Annotated in this window: 21 protein-coding genes and 1 pseudogene; 13 read left to right on the top strand and 9 right to left on the bottom strand. The window is 60.1% G+C overall.

From position 1 onward, the window contains the following. The first annotated feature begins 12 nt into the window (after window positions 1–12). Entirely contained in the window at window positions 13–654 is a 642-nt protein-coding gene (locus tag BLW70_RS01625; RefSeq protein ID WP_074871213.1) for an oxidoreductase, read from the top strand. A 130-nt stretch (window positions 655–784) separates the two neighbouring features. On the opposite strand, the gene BLW70_RS01630 is transcribed toward BLW70_RS01625, so the two are convergent. The 4 genes from BLW70_RS01630 to BLW70_RS01645 form a co-directional block, all read right to left on the bottom strand. Next, window positions 785–1,069 (bottom strand): YceK/YidQ family lipoprotein, encoded by a 285-nt coding sequence (locus BLW70_RS01630; protein WP_074871215.1) that lies wholly within the window; start codon window positions 1,067–1,069, stop codon window positions 785–787. Further along, entirely contained in the window at window positions 1,062–1,694 is a 633-nt protein-coding gene (ubiX, locus tag BLW70_RS01635; protein WP_074871217.1) for a flavin prenyltransferase UbiX, read from the bottom strand. Before ubiX ends, BLW70_RS01630 begins: the two co-directional genes overlap by 8 nt. Next, window positions 1,691–3,040 (bottom strand): UDP-N-acetylmuramate:L-alanyl-gamma-D-glutamyl-meso-diaminopimelate ligase, encoded by a 1,350-nt coding sequence (gene mpl, locus BLW70_RS01640; RefSeq protein WP_074871220.1) that lies wholly within the window; start codon window positions 3,038–3,040, stop codon window positions 1,691–1,693. The genes ubiX and mpl overlap by 4 nt, the downstream gene beginning before the upstream one ends. A 195-nt stretch (window positions 3,041–3,235) precedes the next feature. Continuing rightward, a complete protein-coding gene (locus BLW70_RS01645) occupies window positions 3,236–5,149 on the bottom strand; it encodes a sigma-54-dependent Fis family transcriptional regulator (protein WP_074871225.1) in 1,914 nt (637 codons plus the stop codon). Window positions 5,150–5,580: 431 nt separating this feature from the next. Here BLW70_RS01645 and exaC point away from each other — a divergent pair, with 431 nt between their 5' ends. The 12 genes and pseudogenes from exaC to BLW70_RS01705 form a co-directional block, all read left to right on the top strand. Continuing rightward, on the top strand, window positions 5,581–7,101 hold the full coding sequence (gene exaC, locus BLW70_RS01650; protein WP_033054129.1) for an acetaldehyde dehydrogenase ExaC: 1,521 nt from the start codon (window positions 5,581–5,583) through the stop codon (window positions 7,099–7,101). Between the two features lie 116 nt (window positions 7,102–7,217). After that, complete coding sequence (eat, locus tag BLW70_RS01655) at window positions 7,218–8,666, top strand: ethanolamine permease (protein WP_074871226.1); 1,449 nt, start codon at window positions 7,218–7,220, stop codon at window positions 8,664–8,666. A gap of 51 nt (window positions 8,667–8,717) precedes the next feature. Then, window positions 8,718–10,112, top strand: coding sequence for an ethanolamine ammonia-lyase subunit EutB (locus tag BLW70_RS01660; protein WP_074871229.1), 1,395 nt, complete (start codon window positions 8,718–8,720; stop codon window positions 10,110–10,112). A gap of 8 nt (window positions 10,113–10,120) precedes the next feature. After that, complete coding sequence (gene eutC / locus BLW70_RS01665) at window positions 10,121–10,945, top strand: ethanolamine ammonia-lyase subunit EutC (RefSeq protein WP_162842847.1); 825 nt, start codon at window positions 10,121–10,123, stop codon at window positions 10,943–10,945. Between the two features lie 112 nt (window positions 10,946–11,057). Next, complete coding sequence (locus BLW70_RS01670; RefSeq protein WP_074871233.1) at window positions 11,058–11,519, top strand: GNAT family N-acetyltransferase; 462 nt, start codon at window positions 11,058–11,060, stop codon at window positions 11,517–11,519. Between the two features lie 240 nt (window positions 11,520–11,759). Continuing rightward, a complete protein-coding gene (locus BLW70_RS01675; RefSeq protein WP_074871234.1) occupies window positions 11,760–12,416 on the top strand; it encodes a DedA family protein in 657 nt (218 codons plus the stop codon). Between the two features lie 6 nt (window positions 12,417–12,422). Further along, window positions 12,423–13,235 carry a M90 family metallopeptidase gene (locus tag BLW70_RS01680; protein WP_074871238.1) on the top strand — a complete coding sequence of 271 codons (813 nt, stop codon included), beginning with the start codon at window positions 12,423–12,425 and terminating at the stop codon, window positions 13,233–13,235. A gap of 113 nt (window positions 13,236–13,348) precedes the next feature. Next, complete coding sequence (gene ppa, locus BLW70_RS01685; RefSeq protein WP_028620880.1) at window positions 13,349–13,876, top strand: inorganic diphosphatase; 528 nt, start codon at window positions 13,349–13,351, stop codon at window positions 13,874–13,876. Window positions 13,877–14,099: 223 nt separating this feature from the next. Beyond that, window positions 14,100–14,852: a S24 family peptidase gene (locus BLW70_RS01690; RefSeq protein WP_074871240.1), complete on the top strand. Its 753-nt coding sequence runs from the start codon at window positions 14,100–14,102 to the stop codon at window positions 14,850–14,852. 174 nt (window positions 14,853–15,026) lie between these two features. Next, the gene (locus tag BLW70_RS01695; protein ID WP_074871242.1) at window positions 15,027–15,242 is read left to right on the top strand and encodes a hypothetical protein; all 216 of its coding nucleotides are present in this window, start codon (window positions 15,027–15,029) and stop codon (window positions 15,240–15,242) included. Between the two features lie 105 nt (window positions 15,243–15,347). After that, window positions 15,348–15,587 carry a type II toxin-antitoxin system RelB/DinJ family antitoxin gene (locus BLW70_RS01700; RefSeq protein WP_074871244.1) on the top strand — a complete coding sequence of 80 codons (240 nt, stop codon included), beginning with the start codon at window positions 15,348–15,350 and terminating at the stop codon, window positions 15,585–15,587. 287 nt (window positions 15,588–15,874) lie between these two features. Further along, window positions 15,875–16,369: pseudogene (locus tag BLW70_RS01705) on the top strand (DUF1016 N-terminal domain-containing protein); the annotation flags it as partial. A 175-nt stretch (window positions 16,370–16,544) separates the two neighbouring features. Here the strand turns inward: BLW70_RS01705 and BLW70_RS01710 are convergent. From BLW70_RS01710 to BLW70_RS01730, 5 genes are read right to left on the bottom strand one after another with little or no spacing between them, the layout of a single operon-like run. Further along, window positions 16,545–17,348, bottom strand: coding sequence for a YfaP family protein (locus BLW70_RS01710; protein WP_074871246.1), 804 nt, complete (start codon window positions 17,346–17,348; stop codon window positions 16,545–16,547). Window positions 17,349–17,351: 3 nt separating this feature from the next. Then, the gene (locus BLW70_RS01715) at window positions 17,352–18,971 is read right to left on the bottom strand and encodes a DUF2300 domain-containing protein (RefSeq protein ID WP_074871248.1); all 1,620 of its coding nucleotides are present in this window, start codon (window positions 18,969–18,971) and stop codon (window positions 17,352–17,354) included. 1 nt (window position 18,972) lies between these two features. Beyond that, complete coding sequence (locus BLW70_RS01720; protein WP_074871250.1) at window positions 18,973–23,538, bottom strand: alpha-2-macroglobulin family protein; 4,566 nt, start codon at window positions 23,536–23,538, stop codon at window positions 18,973–18,975. Next, window positions 23,535–24,185, bottom strand: a complete 651-nt coding sequence (locus tag BLW70_RS01725) for a DUF1175 domain-containing protein (RefSeq protein ID WP_074871252.1) — start codon at window positions 24,183–24,185, stop codon at window positions 23,535–23,537. Before BLW70_RS01725 ends, BLW70_RS01720 begins: the two co-directional genes overlap by 4 nt. Further along, entirely contained in the window at window positions 24,170–25,882 is a 1,713-nt protein-coding gene (locus tag BLW70_RS01730; RefSeq protein ID WP_074871253.1) for a DUF2138 domain-containing protein, read from the bottom strand. The genes BLW70_RS01725 and BLW70_RS01730 overlap by 16 nt, the downstream gene beginning before the upstream one ends. Window positions 25,883–25,895: the final 13 nt, after the last annotated feature.

The raw sequence follows: 25,895 nt of genomic DNA on the forward strand, positions 1-25,895 counted from the left end.
GGGGGAAACACTATGTACTTGACGCCTCAGCACGTATTGCTTGCCGGAGCTACCGGGTTGACCGGTGAGCATTTACTTGATCGCCTGCTCAACGAGCCCACGATCACACGCGTATTGGCGCCCTCACGCCGGCCATTGGCCGAGCATCCCCACCTGGAAAACCCGGTTGGTGACCCGGCGGAGTTTCTGCCGCAATTGAGTGGTCGCGTCGACATCGCCTACTGCTGCCTGGGCACCACCCTCAAGAAGGCCGGCTCGGAAGAAGCGTTTCGCGCAGTGGACCTGGACATGGTGGTGGCATTCGCCAAACGTGCACGGGAGATGGGCGCACGGCACCTGATCGTGGTCAGTGCCCTGGGCGCCGATCGCAGGTCCCCGATTTTCTACAACAAGGTCAAAGGCGAGATGGAATATGCATTGCGCGCACAGGACTGGCCGCAACTGACCATTTGCCGACCTTCGCTGCTGCTGGGCGAGCGTATGGAACCGCGCATGGCAGAGCAATTCGTCGGGCCTTTGTCGCGCTTGATCCCTGGCAAATACCGCGGCATCGAAGCCTGCCAACTGGCCCGCGCGATGTGGCGACTGGCGCTGGAAGAGCAGGAAGGGGTGCGGATTGTCGAGTCGGATGAGTTGCGAAAACTCGGCAAGTAAAGCCCTACTAAGATCGTTCCCACGCTCTGCGTGGGAATGCCTCAATGGACGCTCTGCGTCCGCTTTGGGACGCAGAGCGTCCCGGGCTGCATTCCCACGCAGAGCGTGGGAACGATCAGTCAGCGATCAGTCAGAGACCACCCGTAGCCTGAAAACTTACACCGATCACCGTGAGCACCGACAGCGGCAACAGCAGCGTGTCGAGCAACGCACTGGCCGGCAGGTCAATGCCGGGGTAGCTCGGGGCTTCGGCGCCGAAGCGGTCCATGGCACAGCAACCGCCATTCAAGGCATACAAATCCAGACGCGTCCCCGAATACACCACGGGCGCCCCTGGCTTGGCGGCATCGAGCGTTCGCGCCGTGGCGCAGCCAGCCAATTGCAGCGCCAGCACAATCGCCAGCAGCTTATTCATCGCTGGTCAGATGGTGTTCGCCCCAACGCGGCAGCATGTCCTGGGGAATGTTCAACAGATTGAGAATTCGCGCCACGACAAAATCGATCAAATCGTCGATGGTCTGCGGCTGATGATAAAAACCGGGCGACGCCGGCAAAATCGTCACGCCCATGTTCGACAACTTGAGCATGTTCTCCAGATGAATGCTCGAATACGGCGCCTCACGCGGCACCAGAATCAGCTGGCGACGTTCCTTCAAGGTGACGTCGGCGGCACGCTCGATCAGGTTGTTGCAGGCTCCCGTCGCGATGGCCGACAAGGTGCCGGTGGAACACGGCACCACCACCATCGCTGCCGGCGCGCCGGAGCCCGAGGCCACGGGCGACATCCAGTCTTCCTTGCCATACACCCGGATCTGCCCGGCGGCAGCGCCGGTGTATTCGGTAAGGAAGGCCTGCATCATCTGGGTTTTCGGCGGCAAACTCACGTCAGTCTCGGTGGCCATCACCAGTTGCGCCGCCCTGGAGATCATGAAGTGCACTTCGCGGTCTTCACGAATCAGGCAGTCCAGCAGGCGCAAGCCATATTGGGCGCCGGAAGCCCCGGTCATCGCCAGCGTGATGCGTTCCGGGCCGTTGTTCATTGCAGCGCCTCGGCCAGTTTGCCGTGCAGGCCGCCGAAGCCGCCGTTGCTCATGATCACCACGTGAGTGCCGGGCTGGGCCTGGCTCTTCACGCGCTCGATGATGCCTTCCAGCGAATCGCTGACGATCGACGGCACCGTGCACAACGCAGCAGTAGCCCCCAGATCCCAACCGAGGTTGGCCGGCGCATACCAGATCACTTGATCGGCATCGACCACGCTTTCCGGCAAGCCGTCGCGGTGAGCGCCGAGCTTCATGGAGTTGGAGCGCGGCTCGATGATCGCGATCAGCGGTGCATCGCCGATGCGCTTGCGCAGCCCGTCGAGGGTCGTCGCAATCGCCGTCGGATGGTGAGCGAAGTCGTCGTAGATGGTGATGCCACGAACCTCCGCGACTTTCTCCATCCGGCGCTTGACGCTTTTGAATGCGCTCAGCGCAGCGATGCCCATGGATGGCACAACACCAACATGGCGCGCCGCAGCCAACGTGGCCAGGGCGTTGGCGACGTTGTGCTGGCCAGTCATGTCCCACTCGACCACACCTTGGGCAACACCTTCGAACATCACTTCAAACTTCGAACCGTCTTCGCTGAGCAGTTTGACCTGCCACTGACCGCCGGCGCCGGTGGTTTGCACCGGGGTCCAGCAGCCCATTTCGATGACACGCAGCAATGCCGGCTCGGTGGTCGGATGAATCACCAGGCCTTCGCTCGGGATGGTTCGTACCAAATGATGGAATTGCCGCTCGATGGCCGGCAAGTCGGGGAAGATGTCAGCATGATCGTATTCAAGATTGTTCAGGATCGCCGTGCGCGGGCGGTAGTGAACGAACTTGGAACGCTTGTCGAAGAACGCGCTGTCGTACTCATCGGCTTCGATCACGAAGAATGGCGTATCACCCAGACGAGCGGACACCGAGAAGTTTTGCGGCACACCGCCGATCAGGAAACCCGGGCTCATGCCCGCATGTTCCAATACCCAGGCGAGCATGCTGCTGGTGGTGGTTTTGCCGTGGGTACCGGCGACGGCCAGCACCCAGCGACCTTGCAGTACGTGATCCGCCAGCCATTGCGGGCCTGAAACGTAGGGCAGGCCTTTGTTCAGCACGTATTCGACAGCCGGGTTGCCGCGGGACATGGCATTGCCGATCACCACCAGATCCGGCGCCGGATCGAGCTGCGCCGGGTCGTAGCCTTGGGTCAACTCAATACCCTGAGCTTCAAGCTGAGTGCTCATCGGCGGGTAGACGTTGGCATCGGAGCCCGTCACGTGATGGCCCAGCTCTTTGGCCAGAACCGCCATCGAACCCATGAAAGTGCCGCAGATACCAAGAATGTGAATGTGCATTAGTCGACCTCGCAAAACATGGCCGCAGGTTAGCGTAGGGTGGGAAAATTCGCACTCTGTCTTTAATGATCGTCCCCACGCTGATCGTTCCCACGCTCTGCGTGGGAATGCAGCAAGGGATGCTCTGCGTCCCAAAAGCGGACGCGGAACGTCCGGGGAGGCATTCCCACGCGGAGCGTGGGAACGATCAACGGCCTAGCGGGCTATCCCGTGTTTACGCAGTTTTCTATAAAGGGTGTTACGACTGACACCCAACTGTTCCGCTGTGTGAGTCATATGCCAACGCGTCTGTTCCAGCACATTCAGCAAGGCCAACCGCTCGGCATCATCCAGCGGATGGTCCGACGACTCTTCAACCGCAACAACCGGCACCGGTCGGGCCTGACGGATCATCGCCGGCAAATCCTCCAGCCCGATCCGCCCGCCATCACACAACGCCGCCAAGGTCCGCAGCACATTGCGCAACTGCCGCACATTCCCCGGCCACGCGAAGGCCAGCAAAGCCTGGCGCGCCGGACCGTCGATCAAGACGGTTTCCCCGCCCGCTTCTTCGGCCAGCAAAAAGTCGAGCAACTGAGATTTATCACTGCGATCACGCAACGCCGGCAGTGCAACTTCCAGCCCGTTGAGCCGGTAATACAAATCCTCGCGGAAGCTGCCGTCCTGCACCCGCTCCAGCAGATTGCGGTGAGTGGCGCTGATGATCCGTACGTTGACCGACTCCGGCTCACCACCGATCGGCACCACCTGACGATCCTCCAGCACCCTTAATAGCCGGGTCTGCAAAGCCAGGGGCATGTCGCCGATTTCATCGAGAAACAGAGTCCCGCCATCAGCCTGCTGCAACTTGCCGCGCATGCCTTCCTTGCGCGCACCGGTAAAACTGCCGCCGCGATAACCAAACAGTTCGCTCTCGATCAGGCTTTCGGGGATGGCGGCGCAGTTGAGGGCGACGAAGGCTTTTTCTGCTCGCTGGCTGGCCTGATGGACGGCTTTGGCAAAAGCTTCTTTGCCGGACCCGGTTTCGCCGTTGATCAGTAGCGGTACGTCCCGCTCGAACACACGCAAGGATTTGCGGAAATCTTCCTGCAAGCCCGTGTCACCCAGACAAATGCCCGACAAGCGCGAAGGTTCGGCGATCACCGCACGTTGCACCACCGGCACCGGAATGCTGCGTGGCTGCCCGCGCAACACCGCAAACAAGCACCGCCCGTCGCGGGTGCGCAACGGCCAACTGGCGCTGGCATTGACGCTGGCGCGGCCGAGCAATTCATCCAGCGAGCAATCGAAAAACGCCTCCACCGGTTTGCCCAGCAACCCACCGCGAATATGCCCCAGCAGGTTCAACGCACTCTGGTTGACCGCACTGATCCGCCCTTCCCCGTCAAACGCCAGCAACCCTTCGCTGAACAGCCCGACGGATTCGGCCTGAAGGTGAAAACGCAGCAGCCACTGATTGTCGAAGTAGCGCAGGAAATAGCAGCTCTCGATCATCTTCGCCGAAAGATTGACCAGGGCCATGGTATGGAATTGGCTCTGACGCGAGACCTCGTGCCGCGCCGAGGACACGTCGAGCACCGCCAGCAGTTCGCCGTGAGGGTCGAACACCGGGCTCGCCGAGCAGGTCAGGCCAGTGTGACGGCCACGAAAATGCTCGTCCTGGTGGATGGTCAGGGACTGACGCTCCACCAGACAGGTGCCAATGCCGTTGGTGCCTTCGCAGGCTTCGCTCCAGTCGGCACCGAGCCAGAGGCCGGCGCGCTCGAAAATCTTCCGCTCGGCAGGCGCGGTGACGCAATTGAGGATCACGCCTCGGGCGTCGGTCAGCAGAACGGCGTGGCCAGCGCCGGAGAGCTGCTGATGAAGGCTGGTCATTTCACTGCCGGCGATGTGCAGTACTTGCTGCAAGCGTTCGCGGCTTTCGAGTACGCGACCATGTTCCAGCACCGTCGGCGCCATGGTCAGGGCCGGGTCGAGGTGGTAGTCCTCAAGACAGCGCAGCCAGGAGCGGGCAATCGACGGGTCGCTGCCGGGACCGTGCAGGTGGGTTTTGCCCTGAGTGACGGTCAAGACCTGCTGGGCATGGCGACTCAAATGGTTGTCGTGCATTTCTTATTGTTCTCCCCGCTGAGTCTGCTCCGCATCCGTGTAGCAGCTGCCGAAGGCTGCGTCCGGCTGCGAAGCAGTCGTAAACCGGTGTCCCGTATGCATCGCCAAAAATGAGGCGAGTGCTTCGCACTCGGACGCAGCCTTCGGCAGCTGCTACACGAAGCAAAATGGCGTGAGGCCGAGCATCCTCCAGCCTAGCGCGCATTGCAATGCTGGCGAGACCGCCCCGTCACACCTTGCGCCAGAAGCGGTACAAAGTGTCACAGGGACCGTACCGAAACCGTCACAGACGCCGTCCGCCGGTCCGACAAAAACCGCGCAAGGCCTTGATTTACCTGACCTGCAACGCAGTGGCCCGACCTTTGCTCTACGCTTATAGCAGGCGCACATGCGCTCTCCCTTATAAGCACAAAAGCCAAGGAGAAATCACCATGCGTTACGCTCACCCCGGTACTGAAGGCGCTATCGTTTCGTTCAAGAGCAAATACGGTAACTACATCGGCGGCGAGTTCGTCGCGCCTGTCAAAGGTCAGTACTTCACCAATACCTCGCCAGTAAATGGCCAACCGATTGCCGAATTCCCGCGCTCCACGGCCGAAGACATCGAAAAGGCCCTGGACGCTGCCCACGCAGCCGCCGATGCCTGGGGCGCCACGTCCGCCCAGGCGCGCTCGCTGGTGCTGCTGAAAATCGCCGACCGCATCGAACAGAACCTGGAAGTCCTGGCAATCACCGAATCCTGGGACAACGGCAAAGCCGTGCGTGAAACCCTCAACGCCGACATTCCGCTGGCGGCGGACCATTTCCGCTACTTCGCCGGTTGCATCCGCGCCCAGGAAGGCAGCGCCGCCGAAATCGACGGCAACACCGTGGCCTATCACATCCATGAACCGCTGGGCGTGGTCGGGCAGATCATCCCGTGGAACTTCCCGATCCTGATGGCCGCCTGGAAACTCGCCCCGGCCCTGGCCGCCGGCAACTGCGTGGTGCTCAAGCCTGCCGAGCAAACGCCACTGGGCATTACCGTGCTGATGGAGCTGATCGGCGACCTGCTGCCACCGGGCGTGTTGAACGTGGTGCAAGGCTTCGGCAAAGAAGCCGGCGAAGCGCTCGCCACCAGCAAACGCATCGCCAAGATCGCCTTCACCGGCTCGACCCCGGTCGGCTCGCACATCATGAAATGCGCCGCCGAAAACATCATTCCGTCCACCGTGGAGCTGGGTGGCAAGTCGCCGAACATCTTCTTCGCCGACATCATGCAAGCCGAAGAAACCTTCATCGAAAAAGCCGCCGAAGGCCTGGTGCTGGCGTTCTTCAACCAGGGCGAAGTCTGCACCTGCCCTTCCCGCGCCTTGGTGCAAGAGTCGATCTATGACGACTTCATGAAAGTCGTGATGAAGAAAGTCCTGTCGATCAAACGTGGCGACCCGCTGGACACCGACACCATGGTCGGCGCCCAGGCGTCCGAGCAGCAATTCGACAAAATCCTGTCGTACCTGGAAATCGCCAAGGGCGAAGGCGCCGAGCTGCTGACCGGCGGCAAGGTGGAAAAACTCGAGGGCAACCTGGCGACCGGGTATTACATCCAGCCGACCCTGCTCAAGGGCACCAACAAAATGCGCGTGTTCCAGGAAGAAATCTTTGGCCCGGTGGTGAGCATCACCACCTTCAAGGACGAAGCCGAAGCCCTGGCCATCGCCAACGACACCGAGTTCGGCCTCGGCGCCGGTCTCTGGACCCGCGACATCAACCGCGCCTACCGCATGGGCCGCGCCATCAAGGCCGGTCGTGTGTGGACCAACTGCTACCACCTGTACCCGGCGCACGCCGCGTTCGGCGGATACAAGAAATCCGGCGTCGGTCGTGAAACCCACAAGATGATGCTCGACCACTATCAGCAGACCAAAAACCTGCTGGTGAGCTACGACATCAATCCGTTGGGCTTCTTCTAAAGCGTCTGTCGCAGGCAAGCCACTCTCCTTGCGGGAGTGAGCTTGCTTGCACCTTAGACCTTCGCGCCCACCCGGCAACCATGCCGGTCAAAAACAATAAGAACAGGTGAACCCCTATGCCTAGCGATCAAGCCAGCGTGCAGCCGGCTACCTCCTCGGTCGACTTTGAAAAAGTCGGCTCCGACTATTTCCAGCAACGGGAACTGAAAAAAGGTGCAGCAGGCTGGGTCCTGCTGGTGGGTCTGGGGGTGGCCTACGTCATCTCCGGCGATTATGCGGGTTGGAACTTCGGCCTCGCCCAAGGTGGCTGGGGCGGTATGTTTCTCGCCACGTTGCTGATGGCAACCATGTACCTGTGCATGTGTTTCTCCCTGGCGGAACTGTCTTCCATGATTCCTACCGCGGGTGGCGGCTACGGTTTTGCCCGTAGCGCATTCGGGCCGTGGGGCGGGTTTCTGACGGGGACTGCGATCCTGATCGAATACGCAATCGCCCCGGCGGCGATCGCGGTGTTTATCGGCGCCTATTGCGAATCACTGTTCGGCATCGGCGGCTGGATGATTTACCTGGCGTTCTACATCATCTTTATCGCCATTCACATTTTCGGGGTCGGCGAAGCCCTGAAACTTATGTTCGGTATCACCGCCGTCGCCGCGCTGGCACTGGGCGTGTTCCTGGTGTCGATGGTGCCGCACTTCAATGTCGCCAATCTGCTCGACATCCCGGTGACTGACGCCAAGGGCGCCAGCAGCTTCCTGCCCTTCGGCTACGTCGGCGTGTGGGCGGCAATTCCTTACGCGATCTGGTTCTTTCTCGCTGTCGAAGGCGTGCCGTTGGCAGCAGAAGAAACCAAAAACCCGAAACGCGACCTGCCTCGCGGATTGATCGGCGCCATGCTGGTGCTGGTGAGCTTTGCCCTGCTGATTCTGGTAATCGGGCCAGGCGGTGCTGGCGCCAACGCGCTGCTGACCTCGGGTAATCCGTTGGTCGAAGCATTGAGCAAGGCCTATGGCGGCTCGACCTGGATGGGCCACTTCGTCAATCTGGTGGGCCTGGCGGGTCTGATCGCCAGTTTCTTCTCGATCATCTATGCCTATTCGCGGCAGATCTTCGCGTTGTCCCGCGCTGGCTACTTGCCCCGCAAACTGTCCGAGACCAACAAAAGCAAGGCCCCCGTACTGGCGCTGATTATTCCCGGCATCATCGGTTTCGGCTTGTCGCTGACCGGTCAGGGCGACCTGCTGATTCTGGTAGCGGTGTTCGGTGCGACCATTTCCTACGTCCTGATGATGGCGGCGCATATCACGCTGCGCATTCGGCGCCCCAAAATGGATCGCCCATACCGCACGCCCGGCGGTATCTTCACCTCGGGTGTAGCGTTGGTGCTGGCTTGCATCGCCGTGGTGGCGGGTTTTCTGGTAGACCCACGCGTGGTGATTGGCGCGGCGATCATCTATGGAGTGTTAATTGCTTACTTTGCTTTCTACAGTCGGCATCACTTGGTAGCAGGTACGCCCGAAGAAGAATTCGCGGCCATTCAGAACGCTGAAAAAGCCCTGCACTAACGGCCAGAAATCACGGCGCAGGCCCTGCCTGCGCCGTCACGGAGAATCTGTATGGCAAGTTTTGCTCACTCGGTCGGCGCCCAGACCTATCGCTTCGAGAGTCTCAAGGACGTCATGGCCAAGGCCAGTCCGGCGCGTTCCGGGGACTTTCTGGCCGGCGTTGCCGCCCTCAATGACGGCGAACGGGTAGCCGCGCAGATGGCCCTCGCCAATATCCCCCTCAGCCACTTCCTGCAAGAAGTACTCATTCCGTACGAGGCCGATGAAGTCACCCGTCTGATCATCGACACGCACGACAAACAAGCCTTCGCCGCCGTCAGCCACCTCACCGTCGGCGGCTTTCGCGACTGGCTGCTCAGCGATGCCGCGGACGAACAGAGCCTCCGCGCCCTCGCGCCCGGCCTGACCCCGGAAATGGCCGCCGCCGTGTCGAAGATCATGCGCGTGCAGGACCTGGTGCTGGTCGCGCAGAAAATCCGCGTAGTCACCCGGTTCCGCGGCACGATGGGCCTGCGCGGTCGGCTATCCACCCGCCTGCAACCCAACCACCCCACCGATGAACCCGCCGGTATCGCCGCGAGCATTCTCGACGGTCTGCTGTACGGAAACGGCGACGCGATGATCGGCATCAACCCGGCCACCGACAGCATCGCCTCGATCTGCACCATGCTGGAAATGCTCGACGCAATCATCCAGCGCTACGAAATTCCTACACAAGCCTGCGTGCTGACCCACGTCACCACGTCCATTGAAGCGATCAATCGCGGCGTGCCGCTGGACCTGGTGTTCCAGTCGATCGCCGGCACCGAAGCGGCGAACGCCAGTTTTGGTATCAACCTGAACGTGCTGCAGGAAGGCTACGACGCCGGTTTGAGCCTGAATCGCGGGACGCTGGGGCAGAACCTGATGTATTTCGAAACCGGTCAAGGCAGCGCCTTGTCAGCCAACGCCCACCACGGCATCGATCAACAGACCTGCGAAACCCGCGCCTACGCCGTGGCGCGCCATTTCAAGCCGTTCCTGGTGAACACCGTCGTAGGATTCATCGGCCCGGAATACCTCTACAACGGTAAACAGATCATCCGCGCCGGCCTTGAAGACCACTTCTGCGGCAAGCTCCTGGGCGTGCCCATGGGTTGCGACATCTGTTATACCAACCACGCCGAAGCCGACCAGGACGACATGGACACCCTGCTGACCCTGCTGGGCGTGGCCGGGATCAACTTCATCATGGGCATCCCCGGTTCCGACGACATCATGCTCAACTACCAGACCACATCGTTCCACGACGCGCTTTACGCCCGCCAGACGCTGGGCCTGAAACCTGCGCCGGAATTCGAACAATGGCTCGCGAGAATGGGCATTTTCACCCAGGCAGACGGCAAGATTCACTTCGGCGACAGCCTGCCGCCGGCTTTCCGCCAAGCGATGGCGCAACTGGGATGAGTGTTGAAATGGACAAACCACCTGCTGACCCACAGAACCCATTGCTGGAACTGCGTCGCCTGACGCCGGCGCGGATCGCTTTGGGTAGAACCGGCACCAGCATGCCGACCAGTGCGCAGCTGGATTTTCAGTACGCCCACGCGCAGGCACGGGACGCGGTGCACTTGCCGTTCGACTCTGCCGGGCTCAGCGCACAACTGGCTGAACGCGGGCGAGCCAGTTTGCTGCTACATAGTGCCGCTACGGACCGGAACAGTTATTTGCAACGCCCCGATCTAGGGCGAAAGCTGAGTGATGAGTCGGCTCAGGCGCTGCGCGATTACGCATTGAGCCATCCCGACGGTGTCGATCTGGCCATTGTTGTTGCCGATGGATTATCGGCACTGGCCGTTCATCGCCATACCCTGCCGTTTCTCGCGCGAATGGAAGATCAGATTGTGAATGACGGCTGGTCCGTCTCACCGGTCATTCTGGTGGAACAGGGCCGGGTCGCGGTAGCCGACGAGATCGGCGAACTGCTGGGGGCGAAAATGGTGGTGATCCTGATCGGCGAACGCCCTGGCCTCAGTTCCCCGGACAGCCTGGGACTGTATTTCACCTACAATCCAAAGGTCGGGCTGACGGATGCCTATCGCAATTGCATCTCCAACGTTCGACTCGAAGGCCTGAGTTACGGCATGGCAGCGCACCGCTTGCTGTACTTGATGCGCGAGGCCTGTCGGCGGCAGTTGTCAGGAGTCAATCTCAAGGACGAAGCCCAGGTTCTGACACTGGAGTCGGAAGAGGGGGCGGACGTGAAAGGTAATTTCCTACTGAGCCCGTCGGATACCTGAACCGTTTCCGCATTGCGTTTCTATCCATGTTTCAGGCAGGATCGATGCACGGCCGCCAGGGTTTCCCGTCGCCGTCCCCATGTAAGACAGCCACTTGAAGACGAGACCTACCATGCGGATTATTCAAGCGACCCTCGAACACCTGGACCTGTTGACGCCGTTATTCGTTAAATATCGCGAGTTTTATGGCTCCCTGGCTTACCCCGACTCGTCCCGGGCATTCCTTGAAAAACGCCTGCGTCGCAAGGAGTCGGTGATCTACCTGGCCCTGGCCGATGACGACAGCAACAAACTGATGGGTTTCTGTCAGCTGTATCCGAGCTTTTCGTCCCTTTCGCTGAAGCGCGTGTGGATCCTCAACGACATCTACGTTGCCGAAGAGGCCCGCCGCCAGTTGGTGGCCGACAACCTCATCCGCACCGCGAAAAAAATGGCCAAGGAAACCAACGCTGTACGCATGCGCGTTTCCACCAGCAGCAATAACGAAGTCGCGCAGAAAACCTACGAATCCATCGGGTTCAAGGAAGACACCGAGTTCAAGAACTACGTGTTGCCGATCAGCGAGGAGCTCTGATCCGCCTCAACACCTGTGGGAGCGGCGGCGCGACGATTCGACTTGCTCGCTCCCACAGTGGTCCATACCAACCGTTGATCCTGTCGACATTCCCCGCTACAAACTCAACGCGCTTTTCACCTGTCAGACCGTATAATGCCGACCTTTCCGGCTTGTAAGAAAAACTACACCCGTCTGTAGCCTTTCGCGAAGTCATCCGCACAGGCCTGCCGAGTCGGGCCGTCACCTCAGGTGCTCTCCATGGATTTCAACCCGCTCGACCTTATCCTGCATCTCGATGTTTACCTCGATTTGCTGGTAACCAACTACGGGCCATGGATTTACGCCATTCTGTTTCTGGTGATCTTCTGCGAAACCGGTCTGGTGGTGATGCCGTTCCTGCCGGGCGATTCCCTGCTGTTTATCGCGGGTGCCGTTGCGGCCGGTGGCGGCATGGACCCGGTGCTGCTGGGCGGCCTGCTGATGCTGGCGGCGATCCTTGGCGACAGCACCAACTATGTGATCGGACGAACGGCGGGTGAGCGTTTGTTCAGCAACCCGAACTCGAAAATCTTCCGCCGCGACTACCTGCAACAAACCCACGACTTCTACGACAAACACGGCGGCAAAACCGTGACCCTGGCGCGTTTCCTGCCGATCATCCGCACCTTTGCACCGTTCGTCGCCGGCGTGGCGAAAATGCCGTATCCGCGGTTCTTTGCCTTCAGCGTTCTCGGCACCATCCTATGGGTCGGTGGCCTGGTGACCCTCGGTTACTTCTTCGGCAACGTACCGTTCATCAAACAAAACCTGTCGCTGCTGGTCGTGGGCATCATCCTGCTGTCGCTGATACCGATGATCATCGGCATCATCCGCAGCCGCTTCGGCAACGCCGCGTCCAAAGCACAATCGCGCTGATTCACCATGTGGTCCCTGAGCGCCTGGCGTCGTCGGCGCACCTTGGCCAAACACCCGATTGCCGACGACATGTGGCAGCGGGTGCGTCATCACTTGAGTTTTCTCGATGGCCTCAGCGCCGCTGAAGACCGGTGGCTGCGTGAAGCCAGCGTGCTGTTCCTCCAGGACAAACACCTGACCGCCCTGCCCGGCGTCGAACTCCATCAGGAGCAGCGCCTGCTGCTTGCCGCCCAGGCGCAACTGCCGCTGCTGCATCTGGGCGATCTGAACTGGTATCAGGGTTTCCACGAAATCGTCCTCTATCCCGACGACTTTCTCAGCCCCCAGCGCCATCGCGACGCCAGCGGTGTCGAGCACGAATGGGACGGCGAACACAGCGGCGAAGCCTGGCAGCAAGGCCCGATCATCCTCGCCTGGCCCGGCGTGATGGCCAGTGGTGGCTGGGAAGGCTACAACCTGGTGATCCACGAACTCGCGCATAAACTCGACATGCTCAACGGCGACGCCAACGGCCTGCCGCCACTGCACGCCGACATGCGGGTCAGCGATTGGGCCAAAGTCATGCAAGAGGCCTACGACGACCTTGATCGGCAACTGGACCACAATCCCGACGCTGACACCGCCATCGACCCGTACGCGGCGGAAAACCCCGCCGAGTTTTTCGCAGTCACCAGCGAATACTTCTTCAGCGCCCCGGATTTGCTGCACGAGGCGTATCCTCAGGTCTATGAGCAACTGAAGCTGTTTTATCGTCAGGACCCTCTGGCCCGGCTGCGGCAACTTCTGGCCGAGAACCCGGTCTATCAGGCACGCGACTAAGGTCTCTACGACCTCTGGTACATAGCATCGGCGGCGGAATATGCCTATAATCGCCGCCACTTTTTGGTCAATCCGGCCAAGTGATTTTGGTCAACTAACGGGGGCAACGCCCAATGAGCTACAGCAAGATTCCGGCTGGCAAAGACCTGCCGAACGACATCTACGTCGCGATCGAGATTCCGGCCAACCACGCGCCGATCAAATACGAAATCGACAAAGACAGCGATTGCCTGTTCGTTGACCGTTTCATGGCCACCCCGATGTTCTACCCGGCCAACTACGGTTTCATCCCGAACACTCTGGCTGACGACGGTGACCCCCTCGACGTGCTGGTCGTGACCCCTTACCCGGTAGCGCCAGGTTCGGTCATCCGCGCCCGTCCGGTCGGCATCCTGCACATGACCGACGACGGCGGCGGCGATGCCAAAGTCATCGCAGTCCCACACGACAAGCTGTCCCAGCTGTACGTCGACGTGAAGGAATACACCGATCTGCCACCTCTGCTGCTGGAACAGATCAAGCACTTCTTCGAGAACTACAAAGACCTCGAAAAAGGCAAATGGGTGAAGATCGAAGGCTGGGGCGACGCAGAAGCCGCACGCACCGAGATCATGAAGTCGGTTGCGGCCTATAAAGGCTGATAGCCGTCTCTCACGAACGGCTGTAACGAAAAACCCCGGTTGATCCGGGGTTTTTTGTGGGTGCCTGAAAACCCTGTTCAACAGCACATTTAACTGGCGGGCGAACCGGTTTTTTCTTGTTTAATTTTTACAAAAGACGTCTTACATCAGGACTTAAATTTCACGCCAGATTTGAACGTTTTGTTGAATCAAAGCCTTATGCCGCACGGCTAGACTCGTGTTTATGAAAAAGAACAAAACCTGCGGTCCACGATTCAGAATGCTCCTGAAAGAGCTACAAATCACGACAACGAGATTTGCCGAATTCCTGGGCATTTCCGATCCTCAAACTGTCCATAACTGGTACACCCGCGGAGTGCCTGACTACCGCATGGAAGATGTCGCCAGAAGACTGTCCGTAAACACTGAATGGCTGAAAACCGGCGAAGGTCCCCAAGACGCCCGGGAATTGCACCTGATCGACGCGTCCGGCAACACCTTCGACGCACAGTCAATCCGGGGCACCTATCGGGTCATCGACCCAGTCGATATCGAACTCCCCTTTTACAAAGAAACGGCCACAGCCCCCGGCTCCGATAAAACCCATGTCATCAAAGACCCCAGCGAATCGATCCGCTTCCCGCGCAGCGATCTTGACTCCCTGGAAATCAACCACGCCGATGCCATCTGCGCCCGCATGGTTGGCAATAGCATGGCCGAAAGAATTGAAGATGGCTCCATCGTCGCCATTGACCGCGGGCTCACGCAAATTGTCGACGGCGAGATTTACGCAATCGAGCACGACGGCATGTTGCGCATCAAATACCTGAGCCGGGTACCAGGCAACGCGATACGCATGCGCAGCCACAACAGCTCCGATTACCCGGACGAAGTCTTCCGGCCGCCACAAATCGAAGAACAAAACATAAGGGTTCTGGGATGGGTGTTCTGGTGGTCAACCCTGAACAAACGCAGGCCACCGATACCTTTTCTGTAAACACATAACTGTGTAGCAGCTGGCGAAGCCTGCGTTCGGCTGCGCAGCAGTCGTAAAACCATCTGACCCGGTGTTTCAGGTACACCGCGGATACTGGGTTCACGACTGCTACGCAGCCGAACGCAGGCTTCGCCAGCTGCTACACGTCACTGCAATCGCTCTAGGTCGCACACCATGCTGGGAATTCTGCAAAAAAATCAGTATGCTGCGCCCCACATTTGCGCATCGACCCGCCTCGCGGCGTCAGATCGCACCGACAAGGCAGATGACTTTCTCGCCGAGTCCCACAGCCGGACGCAAGATCCGGGTGTACGTTTTGAAGGCTGGCGCGGTTTACCAAAAATGAACCAAGCCAGTCCCCGAGAAGCCGGCCACAAGCCGGCTTTTTAATGTCTGGAAGAAAGCATGCCTGTCATCTGAAACTCTGAACGAGGGGTAGTCGGGCCAGCGCCGCAATTGCCACCGTAACGACAAACGTCATTACAGGTATCCACCATGGCTCCCATCAACATCCGCATTGACGATGATCTGAAGCAGCGTTCATTTGCTGAGCTGGAAAAGCTCGGGGTAACGCCTTCCGAACTCCTGCGTCAAACTCTTCAATACGTCGCCGAACGCGGGAAACTGCCTTTCAAAGCAGCATTACTCAGCGAAGAGGATGAAACCCTTATCGCCGTGGTCACCGAACGTCTTGCCGCCCCTCAGCGAGTCAAGGTAAGTCTGGATGACCTATAGCCTCGAATTTGATCGTCCCCCTTTGAAAGAGTGAAACAAGCCAAGCGAAAGATGCGCAGGATCGAATCAATCATCAATGCTGACCTATTCTTGCATTCGACAAAAGAAGCCTAAAAGTAAGCAACTTCCCTTTCTTCTGAAGGAAATATCCTTGAAAGCCCAACCTGCTTGCGCACGATAAATGCGCTGACTAATCTTCGCGCTCCGCCGAAAAAGCCATAAGGGATAAAAGCATGAGCGACACCCCCGCTAGTCTGAGCATGCCTCCCGACGGCTAAGGCGATTGGCTGATCGATCTTAAAAGCCGCATCCATAATGCCCAGCAGCGTGCCACTCTGGCGGTGAACCGCGAGCTGGTGCTGCTGAACTGGCAGATAGGTCAGGATATTTTGACCCGCCAAACACAGCAGGGTTGGGGGACTAAGGTCATCGACCGCTTGGCTCAGGATTTACGCGCGGCTTTTCCGGATATGAAAGGGTTTTCCCCACGCAACCTCAAATACATGCGCGCTTTTGCTGGCGCGTGGCCGGACGCGGAATTTGTGCAAGAGGTGCTTGCACAATTGCCGTGGTATCACCAGATAGCGCTTCTGGACAAATTGTCCAGTCCTGAAACCCGCCGCTGGTATGCCGCCCAGGCCATCAAGCACAACTGGTCGCGCAACATCTTGGTAATGCAGATCGAGACCCGTCTGCTGGAGCGCAGCGGCAAGGCCGTCAGCAACTTCGATAGCCAGTTGCCCAAACCGCAATCCGACCTTGCCCGCGAATCACTGAAAGATCTCGTTGGTGGAATCCTTGCCGGCAGAGCTTCAAACCAGCCTGCCCAGCATCGAACAGATTGAGCGCGAGCTGGCCAGTGATGACGCCTTCATGGAGGACGAATCGCAATAATCGGACAACCAAGGATCGGGGACTGCAGCTACGTAAAAACGCTGCGGTTGCTTTATTTCACCCTCACGGATAACTAAACCCCTTAACCAACGTCAACTCCCCCACCGCCCGCATCGGCACCAAAAAAGTCTCCATCTTCTCGTCCGGCGTCCCTTCCTCCGTAATCACAGTCACCTGCGCCGTCGTCAGCGGCTGAACCGCGTCCTCTTGCCCTTCCTCATCACTCCGATACCCACCTCCAAAGTAGTTCACATACACCAAATACTGCCCCTTGATCGGCGCCGGCATGGCGAAGATTTCCGGGCCGTAGCCCGTCGTCACGTCCACATCCAGCGCCGCCCCATTAGGCACAACGCGGTCGCCGTACCAGATGTGGGCGCCGTCGGGGGTGATGAGGTGCAAGTCGAGGTCGGTGCCGTCACTGTCCCAAGCCAGCAGTACCCGCAACTTCGCCGGAGTGGCGCCGCCACTGGCGTTGAGGAATTGCGTGCGATGCCGTTGCTGGCCATCGGGGCTGCGGACTTCGACGCTGTTGCTGCCATTGGGGAATGAGAACGGACGATCAAAGCGTCCAGCAGCATCGATTTTCAGCGGCATGCTGACGCCGTTGACGATCAACCGGCCTGGCTCGCCGGACTTGGGCGTCGCGTTGATTTGTCCGGTGATGCGTGCAGTGTTGGCCTGCCCCGCCGGGGTGTTCACCGAGGAGGCCGGGTAGTTGACGATCTGGCGAAAGCTTTCGCCTTCGCCTGCCGGCGCGCCAGTGCGCCAGCCGCCAACGGGGGTGTCAAGTTTGGCGGCGAACGTCGTCGGCCATACGCAAAAGGAGCAGAGGAACAGGAAGACCTGTGGGTAACGGAGTTTCATGGCCTATTCCAGCAAGAGGTGGCGGGCGAGCCCTTCGATGTAGGTTTCATCCTGGCCGTTGGGGTGTGCTTCGAAGGCCAGGTGCAGGTATTCGTGGGTCAGGTCGAGGCGGTCTTGCAGCGACAACACGCCGCGCACGTAAATGCGCTGGCGTTCGCGGTCGACATAGGGGCGGCCGAAGGCCAGGCGGCAGACGGCGAAGGTGCTGACTTCGTTGTAGCCAACCTCGCTTTCCAGGCGCGGACGCCAGCCGCGGCGTTGGTTCACCAGCCAGTCTTGCGCGGCGGGGAGCGCTTCGCAGGAAGCGACTGGATTGTCCCAGCGGCTGAGGCTGGCGCGGGGATAGGCGTGGAGCAGGATGGCGTCGTAGCGTTGGCCCGCGTTGGCTTGTTCGACGGCTTGCTGCCAGGAGAGTTTGTTCGGGCCGGGCTGGTCGGAGTGGTAGGTGACGGTGCTGCCGGCGAGGACCAGGTCGCTGGTCCAGGCGGCGATGTGGCGTGACTCGGCGGTGGCTGGACGTGGAGCGACGCGTTGGCGGCTGCTGCTGTCGTCGATGCTCAGGCAGTCGCCGTTGCGGGTGGCGTTTTGCAGCAGGTACGTGCGGATCGCGACGGCCAAAGCCTTGGCGGCTTCGGCGGGTTCGGGTCTGGCTTCGCGTTGCAGGACACGGGCGACGTATTCTTCGCGGTCCAGACGGGCGATCAGTTTGTCTTTCAGCAAAAACAGTTCGCCGTCGCTGTGGATATCGAGTTGATTGCCATTGGTGAATTCGACGCGGTAATCGCCCAGCAAGGGCCCGGACTCAACAACACGATCTCCCGCCAGAACGCGCCCGATGGGGTAGCGTGAAAACAGCCCCACCTCGACACAGCGTCCTACCTCCGAAGGCCAACTCACCGGCAACACCGAAGCCAGCGCCCCACCGTAGTGACGCAAGACCATTTGACTGGTCCCACGCCCACCCGCCCAAACCGGCGTGCCATCCACCGTCCACCCGGCAAACCCACCCTGGCGCGACGAAGGGTCCTGATCCCCCAACCAGCTCCAGGTTTTCACCCGCAACCGGCCACCGAGTTCGCCCACGACATTGCCGTCAGCCGCATTCAACACCACATCCAGCAACACCCGCCGCGCTTGATCCTGCGCTGGCATCACGGCTAGCACCTTAAGCAATTCAGCCACCGATACTCGCGTAGCAGGCTGCAACGAAGGCAAATTCAGCAACCACTCCGGCGCCTTACGTGCCTGCCAATACTCCCGCCAACCAGCATCAGAAATACCCAACCGCGCAGGCTCAAAATATAAACCGCACGACTTCACCAAGGCCTGATCGCGCTCAATCTTGCCGCCCGCCGTGCAGCAATAAACTTCGTCTTTCGACTGACCGCGACATTCGTAAGCCGGCTCATGGGCGTTGGTCTCCACCAGCCAGCCATAGACAAACAACTTCCACACACTGCCCAGCGGCGTCTGCAGATCAGCAGGCAACGGCTCGCGCGCGATCACCTGAGTCTGGCTCAACGACAGCAACTCACCCTTAAAGCCCAGCCGTAGCGGTTCGTCCTGCGCTGTCGCCAGCGCAGGGATCAAGCAAAGCAGCCACCAGACCAGAGGTCGGGTCATGTCAGTTGACCGTGACCTGGCCCAGGGCCGGTTTCTGTTCCTGAGCCTGATGCTGGGGCGCGTAGACCTGAGTGAATCGCACCGGCGGCAGGTTGAACTGACCCTTCTGCGAGAAACGCACCAAATGACGCAGACGCAATTCGCCACTCAAGGCATCCACCGGAATCGCATAAGCCATTTGCCCCGGCTCGAAACGCGCTTTCTCCAACGCGGATGGTTCGGTGCCGGCCTTGCCCATGAGCTTGATACCCCACGTGGTGCGCTCGACATCGGCGCCCGGTGGCAGCGGCACTTCGAGCATGCCGTAGCGCAGTGGTTTGGCGGCTTTGCTGCTGATGATCACTTCGTCCAGATACAGGCTGTCGCTGGACAACGGTTTGTTGCCGACCGCTTCCAGTTTGAAGGTGAAGGCTTCGTCGCCCGGCACCAGACGCGACAGCCGTCGGGTGATGGTTACGGCCATCGGATCAACCAGCGGTTGTTGGGTCTGGAAGCTCAAGGCCGCTCGCAACGGACGCTCTTGCGTACCGGTCAGCGACAGCACGGCGGGCACTGTCTCAGCACCCTGCCACGTCCAGTAAATCTCACCGGTATCACCGTACTTTTTCTTCCAGCCTTCACCCGGTGCCAGTGCAATGGTGGGCGAAGCCTGTTCGATGCTGCGCTGCAACCAGGTCAGCGCCAATGCGCGTTCCAGGGTCGATTGCTGTGGCAACAATCGTTGCAACAATGCTTGCGCGTGAGCCTGATCGAAGGCTTGCAGCGACAGGTTCAAGGCTTCGGCAAACGGCTGCGAGCTGACGGCCAAACGCTGTTGCGCATCAGCCAGTTGACGATTGAAGGCGTCTGGCAGAGTCACCTTCGATTGCTTAGCCAAAGAGGCCGTCAGCGCACGAGCAGCCGCCAGACCCAACGCCGAATCCGGATCGCTCATGACGATACTGTCTTCGCCATCCTCCATCAGGTTCGCCGCATGGCCCTCGCCTGCTTTCGCCAGGTCATCCATCAAACCGCTGAGCAAGGTGTTCACCGGCAATTGCATCTGCTTGGCGAACGACAGAATCAGCGCCCGCTGCAGCAGCGGCGTGTTTTTCGCCTGCTTCGAATAGACTTCCAGCACCCGCTGCCAATGCTCCGGCGGCAGGCTCAGTTCCAAGGCTTTGCTGGCGTGCCAGTCGGCGAAATAGGCGTAAGCGGTGAGGAACGCATCCGGTTCACCGTCCATGCCCCACCAGGTGAAGCTCGCCGAAGGCCCGGCCATTTGCACCAGGCGCAGACGGCTGTTCTGCATGATCAGACGCAAGCGATCACGGATTTGCGGATTCGACGACAAGGTCGGATACGCAATGCTCAGCGGCAGCAAACGACTGGCCGTTTGTTCGACGCCGCCGTACGGGTAACCCAACAGATCGTCGAGTGCCGAGCGGAACAGCGCTTGCGGACTGTCATCCAGACGCAGGCGAATCTCCGTCGCATCCGCTGGCAAGGTCAGCGGCGTATCACCGCTGGCCACGTCCAGGCTTTGGCTCTGCGTCACCTGCCAGCCTTCGCCGGTCGCGGTCAGCCGCACAGCCAGGGCATCAGCCGTTTTGCCGTCCTGCACCAGCTCAGCCGTCCACTCGCCACTGGCCAACGCAAACGCCGGCAGCGCGATGTAGTTGATGCCGTTATTCAGCGTCACGGGGACGCGTTGTTCGGTACCGCCGAAATGAATCACCAGCTCAGCCTTGACCGGTTTCTCGGCCTGACTGAACGCGAACACGCCGAGATCCGGTTTGTCGCCGTTGCGGAATTTGGTCGGGCCGCTCCACTTCAGGTACAGCGGTTTTTCCGAGCGTACGAATTGCTTCTTCTGCCCGACCTGACCGTCATCGGCGATGGCCCGGGCGGTGATGCGCCAGCGGGTCAGCGAGTCCGGCATCTTGAAGGTGAAACGGGTTTTGCCGTTGGCGTCGGTGATCAATTCCGGCTGCCACGCGGCAGTGTCGACGTCTTCCCGACGCGGCCGCTCCAGCACTTTCACGCCCCGCTCGCTACGGTTGGCTTTGCCCGGTGCACCAGGGCTGCCCGGCAATGCCACGTCGTAGCTGATGAATGACAGGCTGGCGCTGGTGCGCACGTTGTTGCGACGCGGGTGGTAGAAAAACTGGTCGATGGTCGGCGCCACTTCCGGTTGCAACGCGTAGACCATTTCGTCCACCACGCTGACCGTCAGGTGCGCTGGAACTGGCTTGCCAGCGAACTGTGTGGTCAAGTCCACCGACACGGTATCGCCCGGCTGATACGCCTCTTTATCGGTGACGATGGCCACGTCGATTTGCGGCGCGATTACCTTGATGCCGGCGTTCTGGAAGCTGTACTGACCGCCCTTGGTGTAAAGCACCGAGAACGTCAGGTTCGGCGCAAAATTGTCCTTCACCGGGATCCGCGCGCGGTATTGGGTCTCGCTGAGTTTTTCCATTTTCAGCCAGTCGCCGCCCTTGGACAGCAGCGCTGTGGCCTCGACCTTGTCGCGCTCCAAGGACAGCAGCGCATCGATGATCGGTTCAGGGAACGTGATCAATGCCAGCGCTTCGTCGCCAGACTTGTACTCGGGTTTATCGAGGACAATTTCCACGGTGCCCGGCACGGCTTTGACGCCGTCACCCGTAACCGAATGACCGGTGGCGCCCACCACGCGGCCATGGTCATCCTTCAACGTCAGGTTGTAAGTACCCGGGCGGTCGAAGGCCAGGGTGAAGCCTTTGTCTTTCGCGGCCAGTTTGCCTTCGCCAACCGTCTGGTCTTCCAGGCGCACCCAGCTATAGCTGCTCGGCGTCACCGCTTTGCTTTGTTCGCTGCCGCCTTCGTTCAAGTAGCTGAACGCAACCTTGTCGCCCACCGCGCTAAAACGCTGGGGCGCGCGCAGGCTGAAACTCGCCGCGCCGCGGTCGATGAGGATTTCCTTGGTGGTCTTGACCCGATACGCCGCGCCATCGCTGGCGAACACGGTGAGCATGTAGCGGCTCGGCTTCTCGGCCGCCGGCAGATCCAGCGTCGCGTTGCCCTTGGAATCGGTGGTCAGTTCGGTGCTGGTCAGCTCAACCGGGAATTGCCCGAGGTATTGCAGTTCGTTGTCGACCATCGACAGTTGTTGGGCGCGCAGGCTCAGGCTCAACTTGGCGTTCGCCACCGGTTTGCCGTCCGGGTAGAGCAGCACGAGGCTGCCCTTCACCGATTCGCCAGTGCGGTAATCCTGCTTGGCCAGGTTCAGGGAAATCTCGAAGTGCGGCTTGATGTATTCGGCGACACGAAAGGCACTGCTGTAGGCCTGATCCTTGTAGCTGAAACGCAGCTCGTAACCACCCGCCACCGCGTTATCCGGCAACTGGAAACGGCCTTGAGTGCCGGCCTTGGAATCGAGTTTCAGCGCCAGCGATTGCAGCGCCGTGCCGGTGGCATCGAGCACGGTCACGTTGACGTCGGCAGCAGTGGGCAGCACAGAGTCGCGGGCGTTCTTGAATTCGCGACCGACGATCTTCAGCGACACCCAATCCCCCGGCCGGTACAGCGGCCGGTCGGTGAAGGCATAGAGTTTGGTGTCGTAGATTTCGCTGTCGTAGTAGAAGTTTTCGGAGACAAACACCCCGCCCTCTTCGTCCTCGCCAATCACGAACGAACGCTCAGGGCTGACGTGTTTCAGACGCAGCAAACCATCGGCATCGGTGGCGCCACTGCTCATCACGCCGAGGCCATCGGTCCACAGCACATTCACCTTCGGCACCGAACTGCCTTGGTGTTTGCGCGCGGCCCACACCAGCAATTCATCACCGGCAATCTTGCTCACCGCCACGGTGTTGGAGACGAAGACCATGGTGGTCGCACGGTATTTGCCGATCAGCGCTTCCACCAGGTACAGGCCCGGTTTCAGATTGCCCAACGGGATGTACACGTTGCCCGGTGCAACGCTGACGAACTCACTGGAGGAACCGGCCAGGTTCACGCCTTCAGGCGGCTGGATCGGTTTGGCTTGCCACAGCGGATAGCGAAATTGGCTGACCACCGGCAAGCCCGGAATCAGCGCGAATTGCGGCTGAGCGTCGTAAGGCGTTGGCGCGGCCATGGCGGCGCCCATCTTCAGTTCCGGCACTTCCTCGGTAACTTGCTTACGCGATTCGTAGGAGAACGCGCGCTGCATCACCCGACGGGATTTGCGGTACCAGTTGTCCCACAGGTACGCGAGGGTGTTCGACAGGCCTTCACCCTTGAACTGGCCGTCGCTGACTACGCGGTGCAGGTTCTTCTGGCGCTTGAGGAAATCCAGTGGTTTGTCGATGCGATATACGCGAATGTCGGCGCCGCCGTAAGGCTCCATGCGGAACCGACGGTAGTCGCGACCCGGTGCTTCGAGGCGAACCATCGCCTGTTCGTCGCTGGCAAAACTGCTGTCGGCCAGCAGGAAAAAGCTTTCGCCGGCCACCGGCGTGTAGCCACTCGGCTCGACGGTGTCTTCGGCGTTGACCGCCGAAAAAGGCAGCACCAGGACCAATAGCAGAGGCAGAAAACGCAACATGCGGGCACCGATCATTGGGAGAGGAAGTTCAGTCGATAGACGCCAATGAAGTTGGGGTTGGCTGCGTCGGGTATCCATCGGGTGTCCTTCCATGTCATGAGTTGCTGCAGGCTTGCGGAGCGCATGCCGTTGTCAGTGGGGGTGGTGGTGCCGGTGTGATAGGCGATGTAGCGGCCCATCCAGATCATCAGATGCTGGTCGTCGCCCTGATCGAAAAACATCAGGTCGCCGGGCCGGGCTTGCGCCAGATCGCGGCCGATCAAATGGCTGTTGAACTGAATCAGTTTGATCGCGTTGACGTACGGCCCGACCTTGCCGCCGCCCTGCTGCCATTGCTGGGCGAGGCCGCGTTGCGCCTCGCTCAGTTGCAGCTCTGGCGGCAGGTAACGGTTGGACAGGCCATTGCTGCGCAGCCATTTGTCGTCGTGGACTTTCAGCGCTTCGTTGGCGGCAAAACGGACCAGGCCCGCGCAGTCCTGCTGATACCAGCGCGGGCTCGGGCCTTGGGTCAGTTGTTCCTGGGCGATGCGCACGAACCAGGCGCGGAACACCTGGGATTGCTGCGGGTCCAGCGGTGCGGCGTCACCGGCAAATGCGCGACTGCCCAGCAACATCGCCAGCAGGCCGAGGCCTCGGATAAGTGCTGTCACAGGGCTTTCCATTCCAGTGGCAGCCATTGCCAGTGGCCGTCGGGTTCGCTGCCTTCAGGCAAGGTCAGGGCGTATTTGCCGTAGCCGCCGAGCTTGCGCAGTTTCGGGATCAGGTAGGTTTGCGCGGCGTTGTAGAACACCGGTTCCATGTCCTGCGGCAGGCTGTCGAGGGTTTCCTGTTGCATCAGTTGCGCCATGGAATCCGGGCCGAAGTAGACCGGCATCAGCAGGTCTTTGGGCACCACGTCGGCCATCGGCGGGAAGCGTTTGTCGAGGGTACCGAGGGCTTTGTCCACCAGCTTGTCGTCGAGGGAAAACAGCAGCGTCGAACCGTGGCGCGCCAGGCTGACTTTCATGAACGCCTTGCCGGTGATCGCGTCCGGGTTCTCAGCATCCTTGGCCTTGTAAGGACCGAAATTGGAGCTGACCTGACGCTGCCATTGGTGGGTTGGGCCTTGCTGTTTCTCGATCACCGGGAACGCGTGCTCTTCGACGTTGCCTTCGTAGGCGCCGACCATCGAGCCGAACAGATTGCCCAGGTCGCCGTCGAGTTTGGCGCTGTCGTCATCGTTCAGGCTGGCCACCAGCAGCGGCGTGTACAACCGCGAATCGGCGTACCAGCACAGGCCAGCGGCACCGGCCATGTGTTCGGTCAGGGCCTGGGCCACTTTTTCTTCCGCGCCGAGTTTCACCAGTAATGGTTTTTGTTGTTCGGCGGCGAGCGGCAAAGCGACGCAGGCACTGGCACCCATGGGCATGGCTTGCCAGATCGGTTTGAAATCGAAATCCGGCTGGTCGTCCAGTTCGTCCATGGCCAGAAAGCTGTGCCAGCCCTTGTCGTCCATGTCGAAACGCAGCCCGGCGAAGTTCGGGATGAAACGTTGATACCCCATGGCCAGAACGCTGGAATTGACCGACAGGCGTTGTTTCACCTCAGGCGTGCGCGGTGGCAGGCCGAAGGCTTCGGGGAAGAGTTTCTGGCCGCCGAGCAGTGCTTCCAGCGATTCAGTCGACACCATGCCGGGTTCTTCGACCGGACCGTGGCCGGCGTCATACAGTTTGGCCGGATTGGACAGCACCACCAGTTTGTCGCCATGCGAGGCGAACAGCAGCGCTTTGCTGTGGTTGTAGGTGAGTTGATAAAGCGGCACCACATCGCCGGCAACTTTGATTTCAACCAATTGGGTCAGCTGCGAATCATCCAGCGCTACTTTCGCTAGCGGCTCCAGCACCTTGGCCAGACCACCGCGATCCATCACCAACAAAAAGTCTTTCAGCCGACCATCCGCCCCACGCCACAGCGCCACGTCTGCCGGTTGATCGAAGAGCTGTTCGATCAAACTGTCCTGCAATTTCAGGTCATGTTCGTAAATGATCCGCCGCAGACTGCCGATCAAGCCGAGGCGATCAGCGTGCGCTTCGTAATAGAAGACGAAATCTTCGGTCAGGGTTTCCTTGAGGAACGGCACCGCCAGCAAATCCTTGGGCAACTGGCTCAAGGAGTGGGTTTCGAGCAGACCGTCCGGCCGGCTCATGCCCAGTTTGTCGCTGGCCAACTCCGCCGGCGGCGCCTTGGGTTTGTGCATGAACCAGCCCAACCCGGCCGCGACGCCCGCCACCAGGATCAGCCCGGCCAGCAGCACCGGCCAGCGGCGAGGAGTTTTGGCTGCAGGCGTTTCGGCGGCCGGAGAAACAGTGTTATCGCTCATGTTCACAAAACCC

The organism is Pseudomonas frederiksbergensis (assembly GCF_900105495.1).
Classification (GTDB): Bacteria; Pseudomonadota; Gammaproteobacteria; order Pseudomonadales; family Pseudomonadaceae; genus Aquipseudomonas; species Aquipseudomonas frederiksbergensis.